The sequence below is a fragment of the Methanospirillum stamsii genome, assembly GCF_003173335.1.
In the GTDB taxonomy this organism is placed as follows: Archaea; Halobacteriota; Methanomicrobia; order Methanomicrobiales; family Methanospirillaceae; genus Methanospirillum; species Methanospirillum stamsii.
The window spans coordinates 15691-29967 of the sequence record NZ_QGMZ01000041.1 but is presented as its reverse complement, the minus strand read 5'-3'; the positions used below and the strand labels follow the sequence as shown (position 1 = coordinate 29967).

The 14277-nt window shown below is 41.4% G+C and carries 12 protein-coding genes and 1 CRISPR repeat array; of the genes, 5 read left to right on the top strand and 7 right to left on the bottom strand.

Features of this window, described 5'->3' with window-relative positions:
• Positions 1-89: 89 nt before the first annotated feature.
• Positions 90-4061, bottom strand: coding sequence for a two-component regulator propeller domain-containing protein (locus DLD82_RS15490; protein ID WP_109942035.1), 3972 nt, complete (start codon positions 4059-4061; stop codon positions 90-92).
• A gap of 211 nt (positions 4062-4272) precedes the next feature.
• The gene (locus DLD82_RS15485) at positions 4273-4611 is read right to left on the bottom strand and encodes a hypothetical protein (protein WP_109942034.1); all 339 of its coding nucleotides are present in this window, start codon (positions 4609-4611) and stop codon (positions 4273-4275) included.
• Between the two features lie 59 nt (positions 4612-4670).
• On the opposite strand from DLD82_RS15485, the gene DLD82_RS15480 reads away from it, so the two are divergent.
• From DLD82_RS15480 to DLD82_RS18725, 5 genes are all read left to right on the top strand, one after another.
• Positions 4671-5120, top strand: a complete 450-nt coding sequence (locus tag DLD82_RS15480; RefSeq protein WP_146199831.1) for a hypothetical protein — start codon at positions 4671-4673, stop codon at positions 5118-5120.
• A gap of 311 nt (positions 5121-5431) precedes the next feature.
• Entirely contained in the window at positions 5432-6235 is an 804-nt protein-coding gene (locus DLD82_RS15475; RefSeq protein WP_109942062.1) for an EFR1 family ferrodoxin, read from the top strand.
• The gene (gene nudC, locus DLD82_RS15470; protein ID WP_109942032.1) at positions 6192-7118 is read left to right on the top strand and encodes an NAD(+) diphosphatase; all 927 of its coding nucleotides are present in this window, start codon (positions 6192-6194) and stop codon (positions 7116-7118) included. The genes DLD82_RS15475 and nudC overlap by 44 nt, the downstream gene beginning before the upstream one ends.
• Positions 7119-7123: 5 nt before the next feature.
• A complete protein-coding gene (locus tag DLD82_RS15465) occupies positions 7124-7759 on the top strand; it encodes a TetR/AcrR family transcriptional regulator (protein WP_109942031.1) in 636 nt (211 codons plus the stop codon).
• A gap of 218 nt (positions 7760-7977) precedes the next feature.
• Positions 7978-8154 (top strand): hypothetical protein, encoded by a 177-nt coding sequence (locus DLD82_RS18725; RefSeq protein WP_181391479.1) that lies wholly within the window; start codon positions 7978-7980, stop codon positions 8152-8154.
• 526 nt (positions 8155-8680) lie between these two features.
• On the opposite strand, the gene DLD82_RS15460 is transcribed toward DLD82_RS18725, so the two are convergent.
• The 5 genes from DLD82_RS15460 to csm4 all read right to left on the bottom strand — a co-directional run bounded on the left by DLD82_RS15460 (position 8681) and on the right by csm4 (position 14272).
• Positions 8681-9325 carry a hypothetical protein gene (locus tag DLD82_RS15460; protein WP_109942030.1) on the bottom strand — a complete coding sequence of 215 codons (645 nt, stop codon included), beginning with the start codon at positions 9323-9325 and terminating at the stop codon, positions 8681-8683.
• A 560-nt stretch (positions 9326-9885) separates the two neighbouring features.
• Positions 9886-10110 (bottom strand): hypothetical protein, encoded by a 225-nt coding sequence (locus DLD82_RS15455; protein ID WP_109942029.1) that lies wholly within the window; start codon positions 10108-10110, stop codon positions 9886-9888.
• Between the two features lie 190 nt (positions 10111-10300).
• Positions 10301-11305: direct repeats of the CRISPR family, unit length 38 nt; unit sequence GTTGCAGTCCTTGTTTTTTGTGGAACCCTTATGCAAGA.
• A gap of 172 nt (positions 11306-11477) precedes the next feature.
• Positions 11478-12188 (bottom strand): CRISPR-associated endonuclease Cas6, encoded by a 711-nt coding sequence (locus DLD82_RS15450; RefSeq protein WP_109942028.1) that lies wholly within the window; start codon positions 12186-12188, stop codon positions 11478-11480.
• Positions 12189-13343 (bottom strand): type III-A CRISPR-associated RAMP protein Csm5, encoded by a 1155-nt coding sequence (gene csm5, locus DLD82_RS15445; protein WP_109942027.1) that lies wholly within the window; start codon positions 13341-13343, stop codon positions 12189-12191.
• Positions 13340-14272, bottom strand: a complete 933-nt coding sequence (gene csm4, locus DLD82_RS15440) for a type III-A CRISPR-associated RAMP protein Csm4 (RefSeq protein WP_109942026.1) — start codon at positions 14270-14272, stop codon at positions 13340-13342. The genes csm5 and csm4 overlap by 4 nt, the downstream gene beginning before the upstream one ends.
• Between the last annotated feature and the right edge of the window lie 5 nt (positions 14273-14277).

The window sequence follows — 14277 nt, the reverse complement described above, 5'->3', positions numbered from 1 at the left end:
GAGGGAATCCAAAACATCTTCTCCATCAGGTTTTTGTGAAAAAAAAAGAAATCATTCGTCTTTAGATTGTTATAAAAACGCTCCGGTGACTACTGATCAAACGAATCAATAAACTCAATAATTGATACATCATCATATTTTTCTATGTATTGGCTGACTTTTTTATAAAATGCCTTATAATCATTATTTTGATCAGAAAGAAGACTGACAACCTGCTCAAGCCCATGATAATCACCTTCTTTCACCAGTTTCCGGATCTTTTCACGGACATCAACTGGCGGAACAGATATTTCATGACCCTCATCCAGGTTGTTTTCTGGAATTGTCCTATTTATGTCAGGGTCTGATATCCAGGATATTCCAAGTACCCTTCCAATTCCATCAAGAAGTCGTTCATACCGAACCGGTTTATCGATGAAATCATCACAGAGTTTTACAAAGGCATCCTTTCGGTCATCTCCCTGCACTGATGCAGAGACACCAATAACTCTGATATTCATCATATCTGGATTATTTCTCAGAATTGTTACAAAATCCAGGCCATTCATCCCGGGCATCACAAAATCTAGAAGGATCAATGAGGGAGATTCCTCTTTTATCATCAAAAGAGCGTCATTTCCGTTGTAGGCAACATACATCATAAACCCAAGAGGTTCTAATAATGATACCATCAATCCTGCATTTTCCCGGTGATCATCAACCACAAGGATGCTCTTTCGTTCTCCAAGGTATCCGGTAATGAGAGGGCGGTCATCATCCAATGTTGTTCCACCAACGACTTTTGGAAGAGGTAAAGTGACCGAAAACCGGCTCCCCTTTCCTTCCTCACTATCAACATCGATGGTGCCATGCATGAGATTAATCAGTTCCTTTGTGATGGAAAGACCAAGACCTACTCCGTCAGCGGTATGTCCCTGAGCCTCAAGCCGGGTGAAAGGCTCAAATATCTGTTCCTTTTTCTCATGAGGAATGCCAATTCCGGTGTCTGAAACCGATACGGAGAGAGTATTTTCCACATAGGAGATAGCAAGGGATACTGAACCGGTATTTGTGTACCGTACTGCATTCGAAAGAAGATTTAAAAAGATTTGTTGAATTTTTCGTTCATCTCCGTTCACATACTCAGGCATCAGACCAGGTTTCTCATACTGAAAGGTTAATCCTTTTTCATCTGTTTTCACCCGAATGATGTTGATAATCTCCTGGATCATGGACGGGAGGTGAAAATCACTGACCTGTAGTTCAATATTTCTGGATTCTATCCGCCCCATATTGAGGATATCATTAATGAGCCGGAGCAGATGTTCGCCGCTTTTCTGAATAGTTCCGACCTGTTTCTTCTGTGTATCGGTTAGATTATTCTGACGGGAAAGGATCTGTGCATACCCCAGGATAGCATTAAGCGGTGTCCTGAGCTCATGGCTCATATTTGAGATGAAATCAGTCTTTGCCCGGTTTGCAAGTTCAGCCTTTTCTTTTGCAGTCTCAAGTTCCATAGTCCTGGTTTTTACAAGATTTTCAAGTTCCTCGTTTCTACGGCGGAAATTTTCAATACGTGCACGATACGCTATATAAACCAGAGCACACAGGGAAATGAGGAGAAATGACCGAAACCACCAGGTCTCCCACCATGGTGGAGTAATATTGATATACAGGGATGTTCCGGTTGTATTCCAGACATTATCATCATTTGAGGCCTCAACGATAAATTCGTACCTTCCCGGCCTCATGTTTGTATATGTTGCAGTCCTCCGGGAACTATCTACTTCGTTCCAGTCATCATCAAATCCAGCAAGTTTGTACCGATACTGATTCTCCTTTGGGTTTACAAAATTCAGAGCACAAAACTCGATTGAAAAGATACTATCCAGGTATGAGAGGATGATTTCATCGGAATACGTAACAGAGCGGGATAAAACTGATGAATTGCCAATTGGAACAGGTTTGTTTGAAAGAAGAAAATCGGTGAGGACAACCGGGGGAACATTCGGGTTAGGGACAATCCGGTCAGGATAAAATGCTGTAATCCCGGATATTCCGCCAAAAAACATCTCACCATCGGGGGCCAGATAATATGCCCCGCTATTATGCTCGTCACTTGCAATACCATCGTGTGAGGTGTAAGAATTCACTTCGCCAGATACCGGATCAAGACATGCAATTCCTCTGTTTGTTGATACCCAGATGTTCCCTTTATCATCCTCGAGAATTCCATAGATACACGCGTTTGGCAGCCCGTCTTCTATAGTATACTTCAGAAAAGAACTATTTCCATCAAACTTGTTCAGCCCGTTTCCTGTCCCAATCCAGAAGAAACCATCGCTATTCTTAAAGATTGCCAGGACTTCGTTATCTGACAGACTGGTGATGTCATTAGGATCATGCAAAAACCGGGTAAATACTCCGGTTGTAAGGTTAAAACGGTTTAAACCTCCGCCAAGCGTGCCAACCAGAAATGTTCCATCACTATCCTCAATAATTGCCCTGATGTCATTAGAACTGATACTCTCAGGATTTTCAGGGTCATGGTTCCAGGAGGTAAAATTCCCCATGGTCTGATCAAGCAAATTAAGCCCAGCATCTGTCCCGGCCCAGATATTTCCTAAAGAATCCTCATACATGCAGATAACATTATTATTATTGATACTTTGAGGATTATCCGGATCATGACTATACCGGGTAAATTTTCCCAAATGTGGGGAAAACCTGAAAAGCCCTTCACCTCCCCCGGTCCCGATCCAGATATTGCCTTTTTTGTCCGGAATAATCGGACCGAGAATTCTGCTTGGAGCAAGTGCAAGGGGATCATCTGCATCCTGCGGGATTATCAGATTTGTATTGGTCTTTCTGTCAAAACGGTTTAAGGAACCATCAGCTCCACCAATCCAGAGGATATCTCCATCTGCGTAAATACCAAAAATATCGCTTGTGCTGAGAGAATCAGGATCCAGCGGGTTATTGCGGTAAACAGTAAACTGCTCAACCCTCGGATTGTAAAGATAAACTCCGGAATCATCAGTGCCTATCCAGATAGATCCTGAAGCATCTTCATAGAGTGAACGAACTGCATTTGACTGGAGAAAACCTAGGTCATGGCTTTCACCTGGATAATAGGTAAATGTTTCAGATAATGGATCAAACACTCGAAGACCAGATCCTCTCGTCCCAATCCAGAGCTTGTTATCAGATGACTGTATTATTGCCCCTTCTTTAAGACCGATTCCACTTTCAGAACCGGAAATTGCAAAGAGGTAGTGAGTCACATTATCAGTATTAAGGTCCAGTTTATCTACGCCAAGTGGGGAAACCACCCACAAAAATCCGTTTTCGTCCCATAATGAAGCCAGGGTCTCATTCACGGACAAACTTGCAGGATTATCCGGATCATGGAAATAATGTTTGAAGATCCCTGTAACTGGAGTAAAGTAATCAAGACCTGATGGAGTATTCAGCCAGATATTTCCATTCGGATCATCAGTTATCTGCCATATCCGGTTTGAGATTATCGAATTTTCATCGTCATCACACTTTTTCCAGTGGGTAAACTGGCCGGAGTGAGTATCAAGAACATTAAGCCCTCCCTGGTCTGTTGCTATCCACAGCCTCCCTTTTTTGTCCAGGCAGAGATCATGTATCTGGTTGTCAGAGAGGGATGAGTCATTGCCATTCTGGTAAAAAAACCGGGTAAATTCTTCAGTCTTTGGATCGAACCTGTTCAGCCCGCTTAATGTCCCAATCCACATGATCCCGTCAGGACTCTCTTCCAAATCAGTTACATAACCGCTGCTGATACTGCTAACTGATGACGGATCACTTCGAAATACCCTAATAGTATAACCGTCATATCGGTTCAGACCGTCCTGGGTCCCAAACCAGAGAAATCCCCTTTCATCCTGCAAAATGGAATTAACGGTGTTCTGAGAGAGACCTTCCTGAATTGAAATTCCGGATACGGTTAAATCAGATACTTTTTCGGCAAAAACGGGATACAATAAAAAAATAACGATGATATAGATACAGGATATCCGGATTATTGGACAAGGAATACCTGTACCTATCATATCAAAAACTCTCAAATAATACTATTTAATTATAATGATTTGTAGGCAATAGTGACACTCTTCAGGTATGTATTGCAGAGAGAATAACCTTCTAAAAGCAAGCAATAAATCCTGAAATTGATAAACCAGGTTCATCAGATAACAATGGTTTTTAGATTATCAGGCGATAAGATTAGGAAAAAAGACCAGCCAATCATATTCTCTGATACTTTCACCTGTAAACGGAAAATATCCCGGATTTTACCTGACCACTCATGTATTCCTGGACCTTTAGTCCACGAGAAAAACTGCTTTCAATGGCTATTGACCGGAACCCATGTCTCTCAACCAGATAGAAAAATAGGAGGTTTCGAAATTTCAGAATATCCCTTCCTCCATGAAAGGGTTCTCCAAGTCCGAGTACCTGAAGGGACGGGCTGCAGGAGTGAATAATCCGGTCTATTGCTAAATGAAATGAACCCTCTTCATCTGGTGAAAACCCAAATCCCTCTTGTTTCACCCATTCCCGGAGAATTTTACAGGGATTATCTGATTCAGGTTCATCCACCATACATTCATTGGTATCTCTAACGGTATACCGGTTTTGACCACCGACAATCCAGGTCAGGAATGATGGCTAAAGATTATTACCTGGTGAAGAGATCATTTTATATGAAAACTCTGGTAACCGGATTTTTGGTTATAATAGCCATAGTAAGTATGGCAGGTATGGTAATGGCTGATATTCCCGATCTTGTTGGTAACTGGACCGGACCATACTCCGAGTATAATGGTGATACGGGATTTAACGAACAGGAAACCGGGTTTTTCTTCCTGAACATAACCGAACAGAAAGACCGGATTATTATTGGTCATACCAGGTTTGCCGATACCGGCACAGATGTAACGCGGGAGATTGCGGGAATCATAAGTGCGGACGGAACCCAGCTTTCCATTACAGAGGAGAATAACGGGTACTCAACCGGAAGAATCATCGGACCGGATGAGATTGAACTTACCTATCTTGACGATAAAGAACCGATTAGTGTCGCAATCGACCAGTTCTTTAGAATCCCCTGATCCTTTTTTTGTTATACAATATCCCTTCTCCGGGTAATAATTACTCCCTGAAACAAAACCCATGGATGCTCCCGGATATTTCCTCATAATCGAACAATACATCATCTGGACTCGGGTTTCTTTACTCCCCAAAAACGTATCCTCATTCATAAAGTAACCAATAGTTATATGATAACCCATAGTTATAATATTATGAAGAAAGTGTTTCCAGAAAGAATCCAGGAACTCAAAGTTCTCATGAAGAGTATTTGAACTCTTGAAACCAGAGGATTCAGGATTGATGCACAGATATGCAAAAAGGAATGAGAAAAATGGTACATGCAAAACTTGTTTGTTTCTCTCCAACGGGGACAACAAAAGCGGTTCTTAGGGGTATTGAGCGAGGGATAGAACCGGATACCTCGGAATGGATCGACATTACATCACCGGATGCAAGAAATGAACCATTGCAAACATCAGAAGATGAATTACTGGTTATCGGGGTTCCGGTATATATGGGACGAGTCCCGGCACTCATCATGGACTGGCTACAGGCGATGAAATTACAGAATAATCCGGCGATCTGTGTGGTTGTGTATGGCAACCGGACCTATGAAGATGCCTTACTTGAACTCAAAAAAACCATTCTTCAATGTGGAGGCATTCCCATTGCCGGAGGAGCCTTTATCGGGGAACATTCATTTTCAACTGAAAAAACGCCAACCGCAGCAGGACGTCCTTACAACAAAGATCTGGATTATGCAAAGGAATTCGGCCGGAATATACGTTCAAAACTTGAGTCTGTTTCATCAGAAAATCCGGTTTCTGAGGTCGAAGTGCCTGGCGAATATCCCTATAGAGGGGATTCAAAATTATGGGTTGTTGATTTTATCGCCGTCAATGACAAATGTACCTCATGTGGGCATTGTGCAGAGATATGCCCGACCGGTGCGATTGATTCAAAAAATAGTGCAAAGATTGAACTGGAAAAATGTATCACCTGCTGTGCCTGTATCAGAGCCTGTCCGGAGCATGCAAGAACCATGAAACCAGGGCCAGTACAGGATGCTTCATTAAGACTGCATACCTTGTATGCCGAACCAAAGATGCCGGAGTACTACCTCTGGAAGGGATGAAGTAATTCAGGATACCATCACCAGTATATTGAGCATTACTATGGAGCATAGTCCGTTCTATTCAGTCAGGCCTCTCCTTCCGGTCTACCCTGAACCGGATAACCTAACCGCATCAAAGAAACGGTGGATTCTGATCAGGGATAATTCAGTGATTTATCTTAAGAAAGAAGGATCCGGAACCGTCATAATTGAAGATCCTCGTCCCTCCGGTCTGATTTCAGGTGAACCGGTATACCTAGGGATCAGAGACGAAATCATCTACTATGCAGGAGAGTTATCTTCAGATACCCCTCTACCCGGAGATTGGAACCTTTCACCGGTAAGGGAACTCTCCGGGCTGATTCCGGATACCGAGATGGCAATTGCCTCGTATGCGGTCAGGATTCTTGACAATGACCGGTCGACTGCTTTTTGTGGAAGATGCGGGGCAAAAACCCACCCGCTTACAACCGAACGGGGCCGGATATGTAGAGCCTGCAACCGAATCTTTTATCCCCGGATATCTCCTGCAATCATCGTCCTGATTAAAAAAGGTGAGGAGATTCTGCTTGCCCGCTCCCCACGGTTTCCATCAGGCTTTTTTTCGATTCTTGCTGGATTCAATGAACCGGGTGAGAACCTTGAACAGACTGTTCACCGGGAAGTTTTTGAGGAAGTAGGTATTTCAGTCCAAAATATCCGTTACTTCGGAAGTGAACCCTGGCCTTTTCCTGATTCGCTCATGGTCGGATTTGTCGCAGATTATGCCGGAGGAGAAATCCGGATTGATGACGTGGAGATTATCGAGGCTGGCTGGTTTTCCCGTGATAATCTGCCCTCTTATCCACAAAAAACAAGTATCAGCCATACACTGATTAAGGCCTGGATAAATAGAGAGGTATAACAGGTATGGGGATATCGGAGAGAAGACAGCGGGAGAAAGAGAAAAGAAGGACAGAGATACTTGATGCAGCCGAACGTCTGTTTTTTTCCCGAAACTATGAAGCAGTCTCGATGGATGAGATAGCACAGGAGGTGGAACTGAATAAAGCCACATTGTACTTGTATTTTAAAAATAAGGAGGCCTTATATGCCAGCATCGTCCTCCGGGGCATTGAAATCCTGAAAGAAAAATATTCGGAATGCATGGAAAAAGACGTATTGGGAATTGAAAAAGTTACGCTCATGGGCCAGGCGTATTACCAATTTTCGAAGGAACATCCGGACTATCTTCGAATGATTCACTTTTACGGCTCTGAAAGGTTTTCAAAAGAAAATCCATGTACTGCAGAGATTGGACAAGGATATGGCACCTGTCGCCAGATTCTGCGGGATGCAATACAGGCGGGAATGAATGACGGAACAATCCGGTCTGATATTGACCCATTCCTAACCTCAATGTACCTCATGATCTCCTTTATGAACATCTTATCAATGGAAGAGAAATGGAAACTGGTAATCGAGGCAGAGGGGTTTACCTTTGAGCAGTTTACCCATGAATTTTTTCGTTTTATCACTCCGGCAATTTCGTGTAATAACCAATGATCTGTAAACGATAATGAGACCGGATTTCAGAATTAATCCGGAATATTCTCTGTTCTGTATAATACCCATATCTGCGAGCCTACCGTGTAACCCTCTTAAAGATTACCATTATGGCAATCATACAACTTTTTATTCACAGGAATTATGAAAAAAATTTAAAAATATAGCCTTTTTTAGAAGGTTTTCTTTAGGAGTAGAGATAATGTGTAATAGTATACATGAGTGAGATAAAATTTAAAGATAAAATAAAAAAGGCAACTGAGATTGCTAAAACATATGAGGGAACGAATGATGCCCGGTGTGCCGAGTTAAACGCATGGATTCAGAATGCCAAAAAATTCTATAAGAAAGGGCAGACTGAACGAGCACACGAAATAATTGATTGTATCATATAAACCCCGGCATTCCAGCCGTCCGGCCAGATAACCCAGGGGAGTTTATTCTATCTTCCAAGAGGGGCAGATATTTTAAAATTGTAAACTGAACCTTTTACTTCCCTCCGGATATTGCGTTTTAGGACTTACATGTATAAATTTTATAAAATTCCATTCAATTTGCATTATCTCTTAAATTTCTTCTGAACCTGCAGGTTTATTGAACCGGACAATTTACTCTTCTCATAATCCGGGTAAATAAACCTCTTTCATCATCACTGAACTGAAATTTAGCGCTTTATTTCAAAAAATCCGGAAATATTAAAGAGAGGACTAAGAATGCATTATACGTTTCTTGTAAGTAAGACCATTACAATATTTCACCGGAATAAGCAAACCACCGATAATTAATGATTGATAGGAGGGAAGCAGTTTTTTATATCTCCAATTAAGGTGAGATTTTTTCAGTATGTCCGGACAGGAGAGTTATAATACAATACTGATACCCCGGACCTTAATATTAAAAAAAAGGGAATTCAGACTTGTCCTACCCCAATGGATAATACAACGTGTCCCAACGAGAGATACGTGATTTTGTATCATGTAATAATATTAATAAATCAGGATCGGTTGCTTTTGTAAGTCCTTTTTTCACAGTTATTTCTGCTTCCTCAAAACTTGCAGTTCTTCGATAAAGATCCGCCAGTATTAGTTCAAAATGACCGGGTTTTTTCCAGATAATATCTCCATTGTCTTTACATAACAGTAAATACCTGATAGCCATTTTTCGACAGGTACTTCCGGAAAGATGCTCATTTATAGCATCACAAATTCTTGATGCAGTTATTGATGCAAATAAGGCATCATGATATGATGATTGTTTTTCGATACAGTATGCATATGCCATATATCTGCGGGCTATTTCCGGCATAGTCTTATCCTGTGATATCAGTCGATACTGGTCAGACCGGACAATTGTTTCCATTAATTTATCAGCCTCGGAGAGGTCAGGGGCACAATATCCACAAACTGAACATTCTTGTATATGGCATAACAGGGCATTTTGAATTGCTGATATTGATTCAAGACCCGGATAGACATAATGCCGGGTTTCAGGGATAATAATGATATTTTGCTGATTCATTGTTCCACATATTGCACAAGTGACTTTCTTTGATTCGTTATTTATCATGGTATCACCACTCGGCCCGAAAATTGCAATATATCAATTTGAATACCTTTTCCGGGAATATTTTTGATATCCCGGGATAATGTATTGAAAAAGAGTTATGAGAGATGAAATAATACGCTAAAAAAGATATTGCAATTAGGTGGGTAAAATTTTAAAAATTCAACTCAGTAGCAATTAATCTACTAAAATTAGGTGAGATTGTCTTCCCGATATTTTTTCGTATCAAAGGAAAACAATCTTCGTAATAGTAATGTTAGGCGTATAAATATTTAAAATGAGTATATCGAGAGATAGTTCTCTCATCTAAACTTTTTTTGAGAGATAGATTTTCACCCTTGGTAGTATGGACGGTTTTTTCGGTCAAGGTTTGTCTTATTGTAAAAGTAGAAATTTTTGAGGGGAGTGAAAAACCTTCTTTAAAGCACTCAAGTTCACAAAGGGTGAATAAACTCCGAATTATTGGATGGGGGATTATCGATCCTCTTATGCATTTTTAATCAGGAAAATTGAATGAGATTCAATCACGAAAACGCTTACTTTTCGTTAATCGTACAGCTTTTTTACCATAGACTTTTTCTTATATCCCAATATACCAGACTATTATTGATTTCATACATAAGTGGATTTATCCTGGCATAACGACGAATATTTTTATCTGCAAGGACTTTTTTTATTAATTCATCAAATTCTTTTTCAGAAATATCCAAAATTTCTATCATTTCAGTATTATTTTCTAATTTTTCTAATACTGTTGAGATGAGAGATTGAATTTTTTCGTCTGACATAATGAGACCGTCTCTTTATTTCTTCTTTTGTAAAGTCAACATCCGGTAAAGAAGTGGATGATGTGAATCCTGAATGCAAGTGATTTAGAGAAACTTATTATCCCGAGTTTTCGTTGGTGAGTAACCTTGTTTTCCTGGAACCCTTATGCAAGTAGGTGAACAATAAATGTCTAATTTAATCAAAGTTGAAGTTGCAGTCCTTGTTTTTTGTGGAACCCTTATGCAAGATGAAAAAATGTCTAGTTATCAGGAACACTATACATTAGTTGCAGTCCTTGTTTTTTGTGGAACCCTTATGCAAGATGAACTAAAAATTCTATTGTATTAACAACGATATTGTTGCAGTCCTTGTTTTTTGTGGAACCCTTATGCAAGTGTATGGCAACGATAAGGATAGTGCCCGGCTTGTTATGGGGTTGCAGTCCTTGTTTTTTGTGGAACCCTTATGCAAGTCTTTAAACTCATTTAATGATCTCTGAACACCTTTTGGGTTGCAGTCCTTGTTTTTTGTGGAACCCTTATGCAAGACAGACCTACAGCGTTAACCCGTATGGGTAAACATATGTTGCAGTCCTTGTTTTTTGTGGAACCCTTATGCAAGAATGGATAGCCACCTCTGATTATTAATTTACCATTAGTTGCAGTCCTTGTTTTTTGTGGAACCCTTATGCAAGATATTTACTTCGAAATAATCGGTCATGATATCGTCTTGTTGCAGTCCTTGTTTTTTGTGGAACCCTTATGCAAGATCGAATATGATGAGATAGTCGCTCAGGTGAGAAATGGTTGCAGTCCTTGTTTTTTGTGGAACCCTTATGCAAGAATGTAGCTCCTAAGGTAATCACTGAAGCCGTTAAAGTGTTGCAGTCCTTGTTTTTTGTGGAACCCTTATGCAAGATAATCACCCATTTGACAATAATCATGCATAATATAAGTTGCAGTCCTTGTTTTTTGTGGAACCCTTATGCAAGACAAAACCAAAAGGTAGATCGCCACGAGGTCTACGTGTTGCAGTCCTTGTTTTTTGTGGAACCCTTATGCAAGTACTCCCATTCCAGTGAGTGATTCACATGTTACTCGTGGTTGCAGTCCTTGTTTTTTGTGGAACCCTTATGCAAGTTAACCATTAACAATACAAATTATCCTTAAATCAATAAGTTGCAGTCCTTGTTTTTTGTGGAACCCTTATGCAAGGGCCAAAAATTTCGCCCTTTTGACAAACGAAGCACACCTAACCCCATCTTTCCGATACCTTTATCAGATCGACGAGGGGGGTTTCCGTACCTCCTTTATAACCTCGTCGCAAAATTATATAATCATTCCTTTTCTAAATTCGAACCCGGAACTCGTATTTTCAGAACCACCATTCAATTCAGACCCCCAATCTCTTCATTCCGGATATCAGATCCCGGATTCACTCTCCGGATAGTACCAAATCCCTGTGAAACACCCTTTCCAATCCCGATATACTCAGGCATCTGAAAATTTACCATAAATGACCCGGAAAAACCGGTCATATCAACGCCCTTGTATCTGATGGGAACCTGTTCAAGCATCGTCCGGACAGAAAGCCTCTCTTCAATTACAATGCCAAGTCCTTTTGCCATGCTCAGAATATTCCCGATAAGAATACGATTCAAAAACATCTTCTTATCTTTCCAGTCAGATAATTCACGAAACTTCCGGTAATTATCCTCATTCAAAGCCATCCAGGGAGAAACAAACCGGTACTTGATGGGATTTTCTACCGACATAACGGGAATCTTCTGATCATATGAGACTTTCTGGACCACACAATACCTTCCGGTTCGAAATTCAAGTTCATCAATACCATCGGCAATCTCCCCAATTACCTTGGCACCTTCTTCGATTCCGAGTATTGACGGGGTACCACCCAGAACCTTGTACTGAACTTTTGGATAAGTGAGCATTGGTGAATCCAGATGATGATGTAAAAGGGGGTATTCAGGAAACTTGTTCCCGATATATCCCCGGAGATTTGTTCCGGTCTCCGTAACCGGACGGTCGGTATGCAGAACCAGGTACCGGAGCGGAATTCTCATCGCAGATGCGGTCATTTATGCCTCAAATGAACAGGAAAGCCAACCTAAAGGATCTCCATTTGCGGTGAATTCAAGGGTCTTTGGATATGGCGGATCAATCGTATCATACACATTATGTTCCGGGTGACCTCGTGCAAGTTTATACGTATCAATAAGCCGGACAGCAAGATCCGGATCCTGCTCTTCGAGGATTCCGATCATCGTCTGGTATAATGTCCCGACTCCAAACCCAAGCCGGATATGAGAAGATTCTGATAGCCATGACTGAACCGGCTTTAGATAATCCGTACACGAATCATCATCTCTCACCAGATCTTGTTCCTTTGAAAAACACCATCTGCTCCATTCACTTAGTACCTTCTGGAGATGAGCAGGAACAGCACCTGTATCAGACAAAGAATCCATGCCTAACAGGGATATTTTATCCTTTAACTGGGGAAAATCCCGGTGAGTTGCAACTTTTTTGATCTGGTCAAGACCACCGATTGATCCGGAAAAAGATCCATTTACACATTCAGCAAAAATCTGAAAATTTTTCGGTCGAAGGTTGCCGGAATTCTGAAGAGAATAGGTAATAATGGACTCAATAGACGTCTTATTCTCAACCGGCATACAATCGCTTACCTGGAGAAACCGAAGAAGATCATATTTTGGATCGGGCTTATTTCCCGGATAATTACAGGCAAAGACCCGGTCAACATACCCGCTCCCTATGGCCCGTTTCTTTTTACCATACCGGTCATTCTCAAGATCTTGTTCAATACTATCAGTGTACCGTGAATCATCCTTGGCATACCACCAGAGAAGGGCAGTCCGTATGGCACCTTTCAGACTGCTGCCCGGAATATACGGAATATTATTGGTCTTGATACATTCACGGATTTCCTGCGGATTGTGATTGCCACTCCGGTTTTCCACCAGGTATCTTCTCAAATCCTTCGGTACCAGATTATTCTGTTTAAAGAACTCCGTCATCTTAAACGATTCATCAAGATCTGCAATAAACGAATCCCGCTGATCTTCATTAAGAACCGATGAAAATTTCCGGATATCAATCCTGCTTACAAAACCTACCCCACTCTTTCCAGTCGATGTAACATACTCATTCGGGAAATATGTCTGACCTGTCCCGATATGGACCGGAGTTCTGGCAATAAGGGCAATTTTCATGATAAACACCCCATACCAACAAGAAACGGAAGTCCGTACTCAATCACCGGTGGATCTGAACGAACGGTTGCAATCTGTCCTGAAAAGCCTTCCGGAACATTGGAAAAGACAGAACCTTCACCAAGCATCATCACCCGTTTTTTCATCACACCATCAGTACTTCTTCCCCTGATTGTAACCAGGTCATACCAGATCTTATTCCCAAACGGAGAAATATCCCTGGGCATAAACCGTGAAAGAGTCGTAAGGTATGGTGCATTCCGGTTATCCGGAATATCAATCTCTCCAAAGGACAGATCAAAATGGCCCTGTCCGGATGAAACCCGTTGCCCAATTCCCCGGTCTGCCATAAGACGAAGCGAAGCATGAACCGCCTCTTCGCAATCCCGGTCATGGTACCGGATAAGGAAAAATAACCCGCCATCATGGAACTGCATCCCACTCGTGTGAAAGAACTGTTCTGATGCGGAGGATAACCGGTTAATCTGGTTATGAGGAATATCAACAACTGCAGACGAACACCCTTTCAGGGATCCGGATCGTGAAAAGATCTTTGAATCTGTTTCTTCTGATTTCTCCAGGAGTGTAAGGATATCAGAAATCTTCAATACTCCGGATACCATCTCCATAAATGCCTGTTCATCAACATACTGGATCTTTTTCAGCTTTTTCAAGGTTTCAAATTCTGCACCAGAATTTCCGGTCGGAGGAAGATGAGGCATTGGAAACAGATGAGATTTTCCGGATTCGGTATCAATATACGGGAAACAGGAACTAATTTCAAGAGGGGGATTCTTAGAAAATCGTTCGATAAACCCTCCGGTATCATAACCAAGTTCATCCATCGTCCTGCATATAGCTCCAAAGAGGGTATTTGAATGAATGGTTGCCGGAAATGTGGAACAGGGTTTCAGGTAGACTGCCTGCATGGGTC

What these genes read in the sequence shown, in the direction of transcription:
- DLD82_RS15475 (WP_109942062.1), top strand. Translation starts at nt 5,432, where the DNA reads ATGGTACATGCAAAACTTGTTTGTTTCTCTCCAACGGGGACAACAAAA.
- DLD82_RS15460 (WP_109942030.1), bottom strand. Translation starts at nt 9,325, where the DNA reads ATGATAAATAACGAATCAAAGAAAGTCACTTGTGCAATATGTGGAACA.
- csm5 (WP_109942027.1), bottom strand. Translation starts at nt 13,343, where the DNA reads ATGAAAATTGCCCTTATTGCCAGAACTCCGGTCCATATCGGGACAGGT.
- nudC (WP_109942032.1), top strand. Translation starts at nt 6,192, where the DNA reads ATGCCGAACCAAAGATGCCGGAGTACTACCTCTGGAAGGGATGAAGTA.
- DLD82_RS15465 (WP_109942031.1), top strand. Translation starts at nt 7,124, where the DNA reads ATGGGGATATCGGAGAGAAGACAGCGGGAGAAAGAGAAAAGAAGGACA.
- DLD82_RS15490 (WP_109942035.1), bottom strand. Translation starts at nt 4,061, where the DNA reads ATGATAGGTACAGGTATTCCTTGTCCAATAATCCGGATATCCTGTATC.
- csm4 (WP_109942026.1), bottom strand. Translation starts at nt 14,272, where the DNA reads ATGCAGGCAGTCTACCTGAAACCCTGTTCCACATTTCCGGCAACCATT.
- DLD82_RS15455 (WP_109942029.1), bottom strand. Translation starts at nt 10,110, where the DNA reads ATGTCAGACGAAAAAATTCAATCTCTCATCTCAACAGTATTAGAAAAA.
- DLD82_RS15485 (WP_109942034.1), bottom strand. Translation starts at nt 4,611, where the DNA reads ATGGTGGATGAACCTGAATCAGATAATCCCTGTAAAATTCTCCGGGAA.
- DLD82_RS15480 (WP_146199831.1), top strand. Translation starts at nt 4,671, where the DNA reads ATGATGGCTAAAGATTATTACCTGGTGAAGAGATCATTTTATATGAAA.
- DLD82_RS18725 (WP_181391479.1), top strand. Translation starts at nt 7,978, where the DNA reads ATGAGTGAGATAAAATTTAAAGATAAAATAAAAAAGGCAACTGAGATT.
- DLD82_RS15450 (WP_109942028.1), bottom strand. Translation starts at nt 12,188, where the DNA reads ATGACCGCATCTGCGATGAGAATTCCGCTCCGGTACCTGGTTCTGCAT.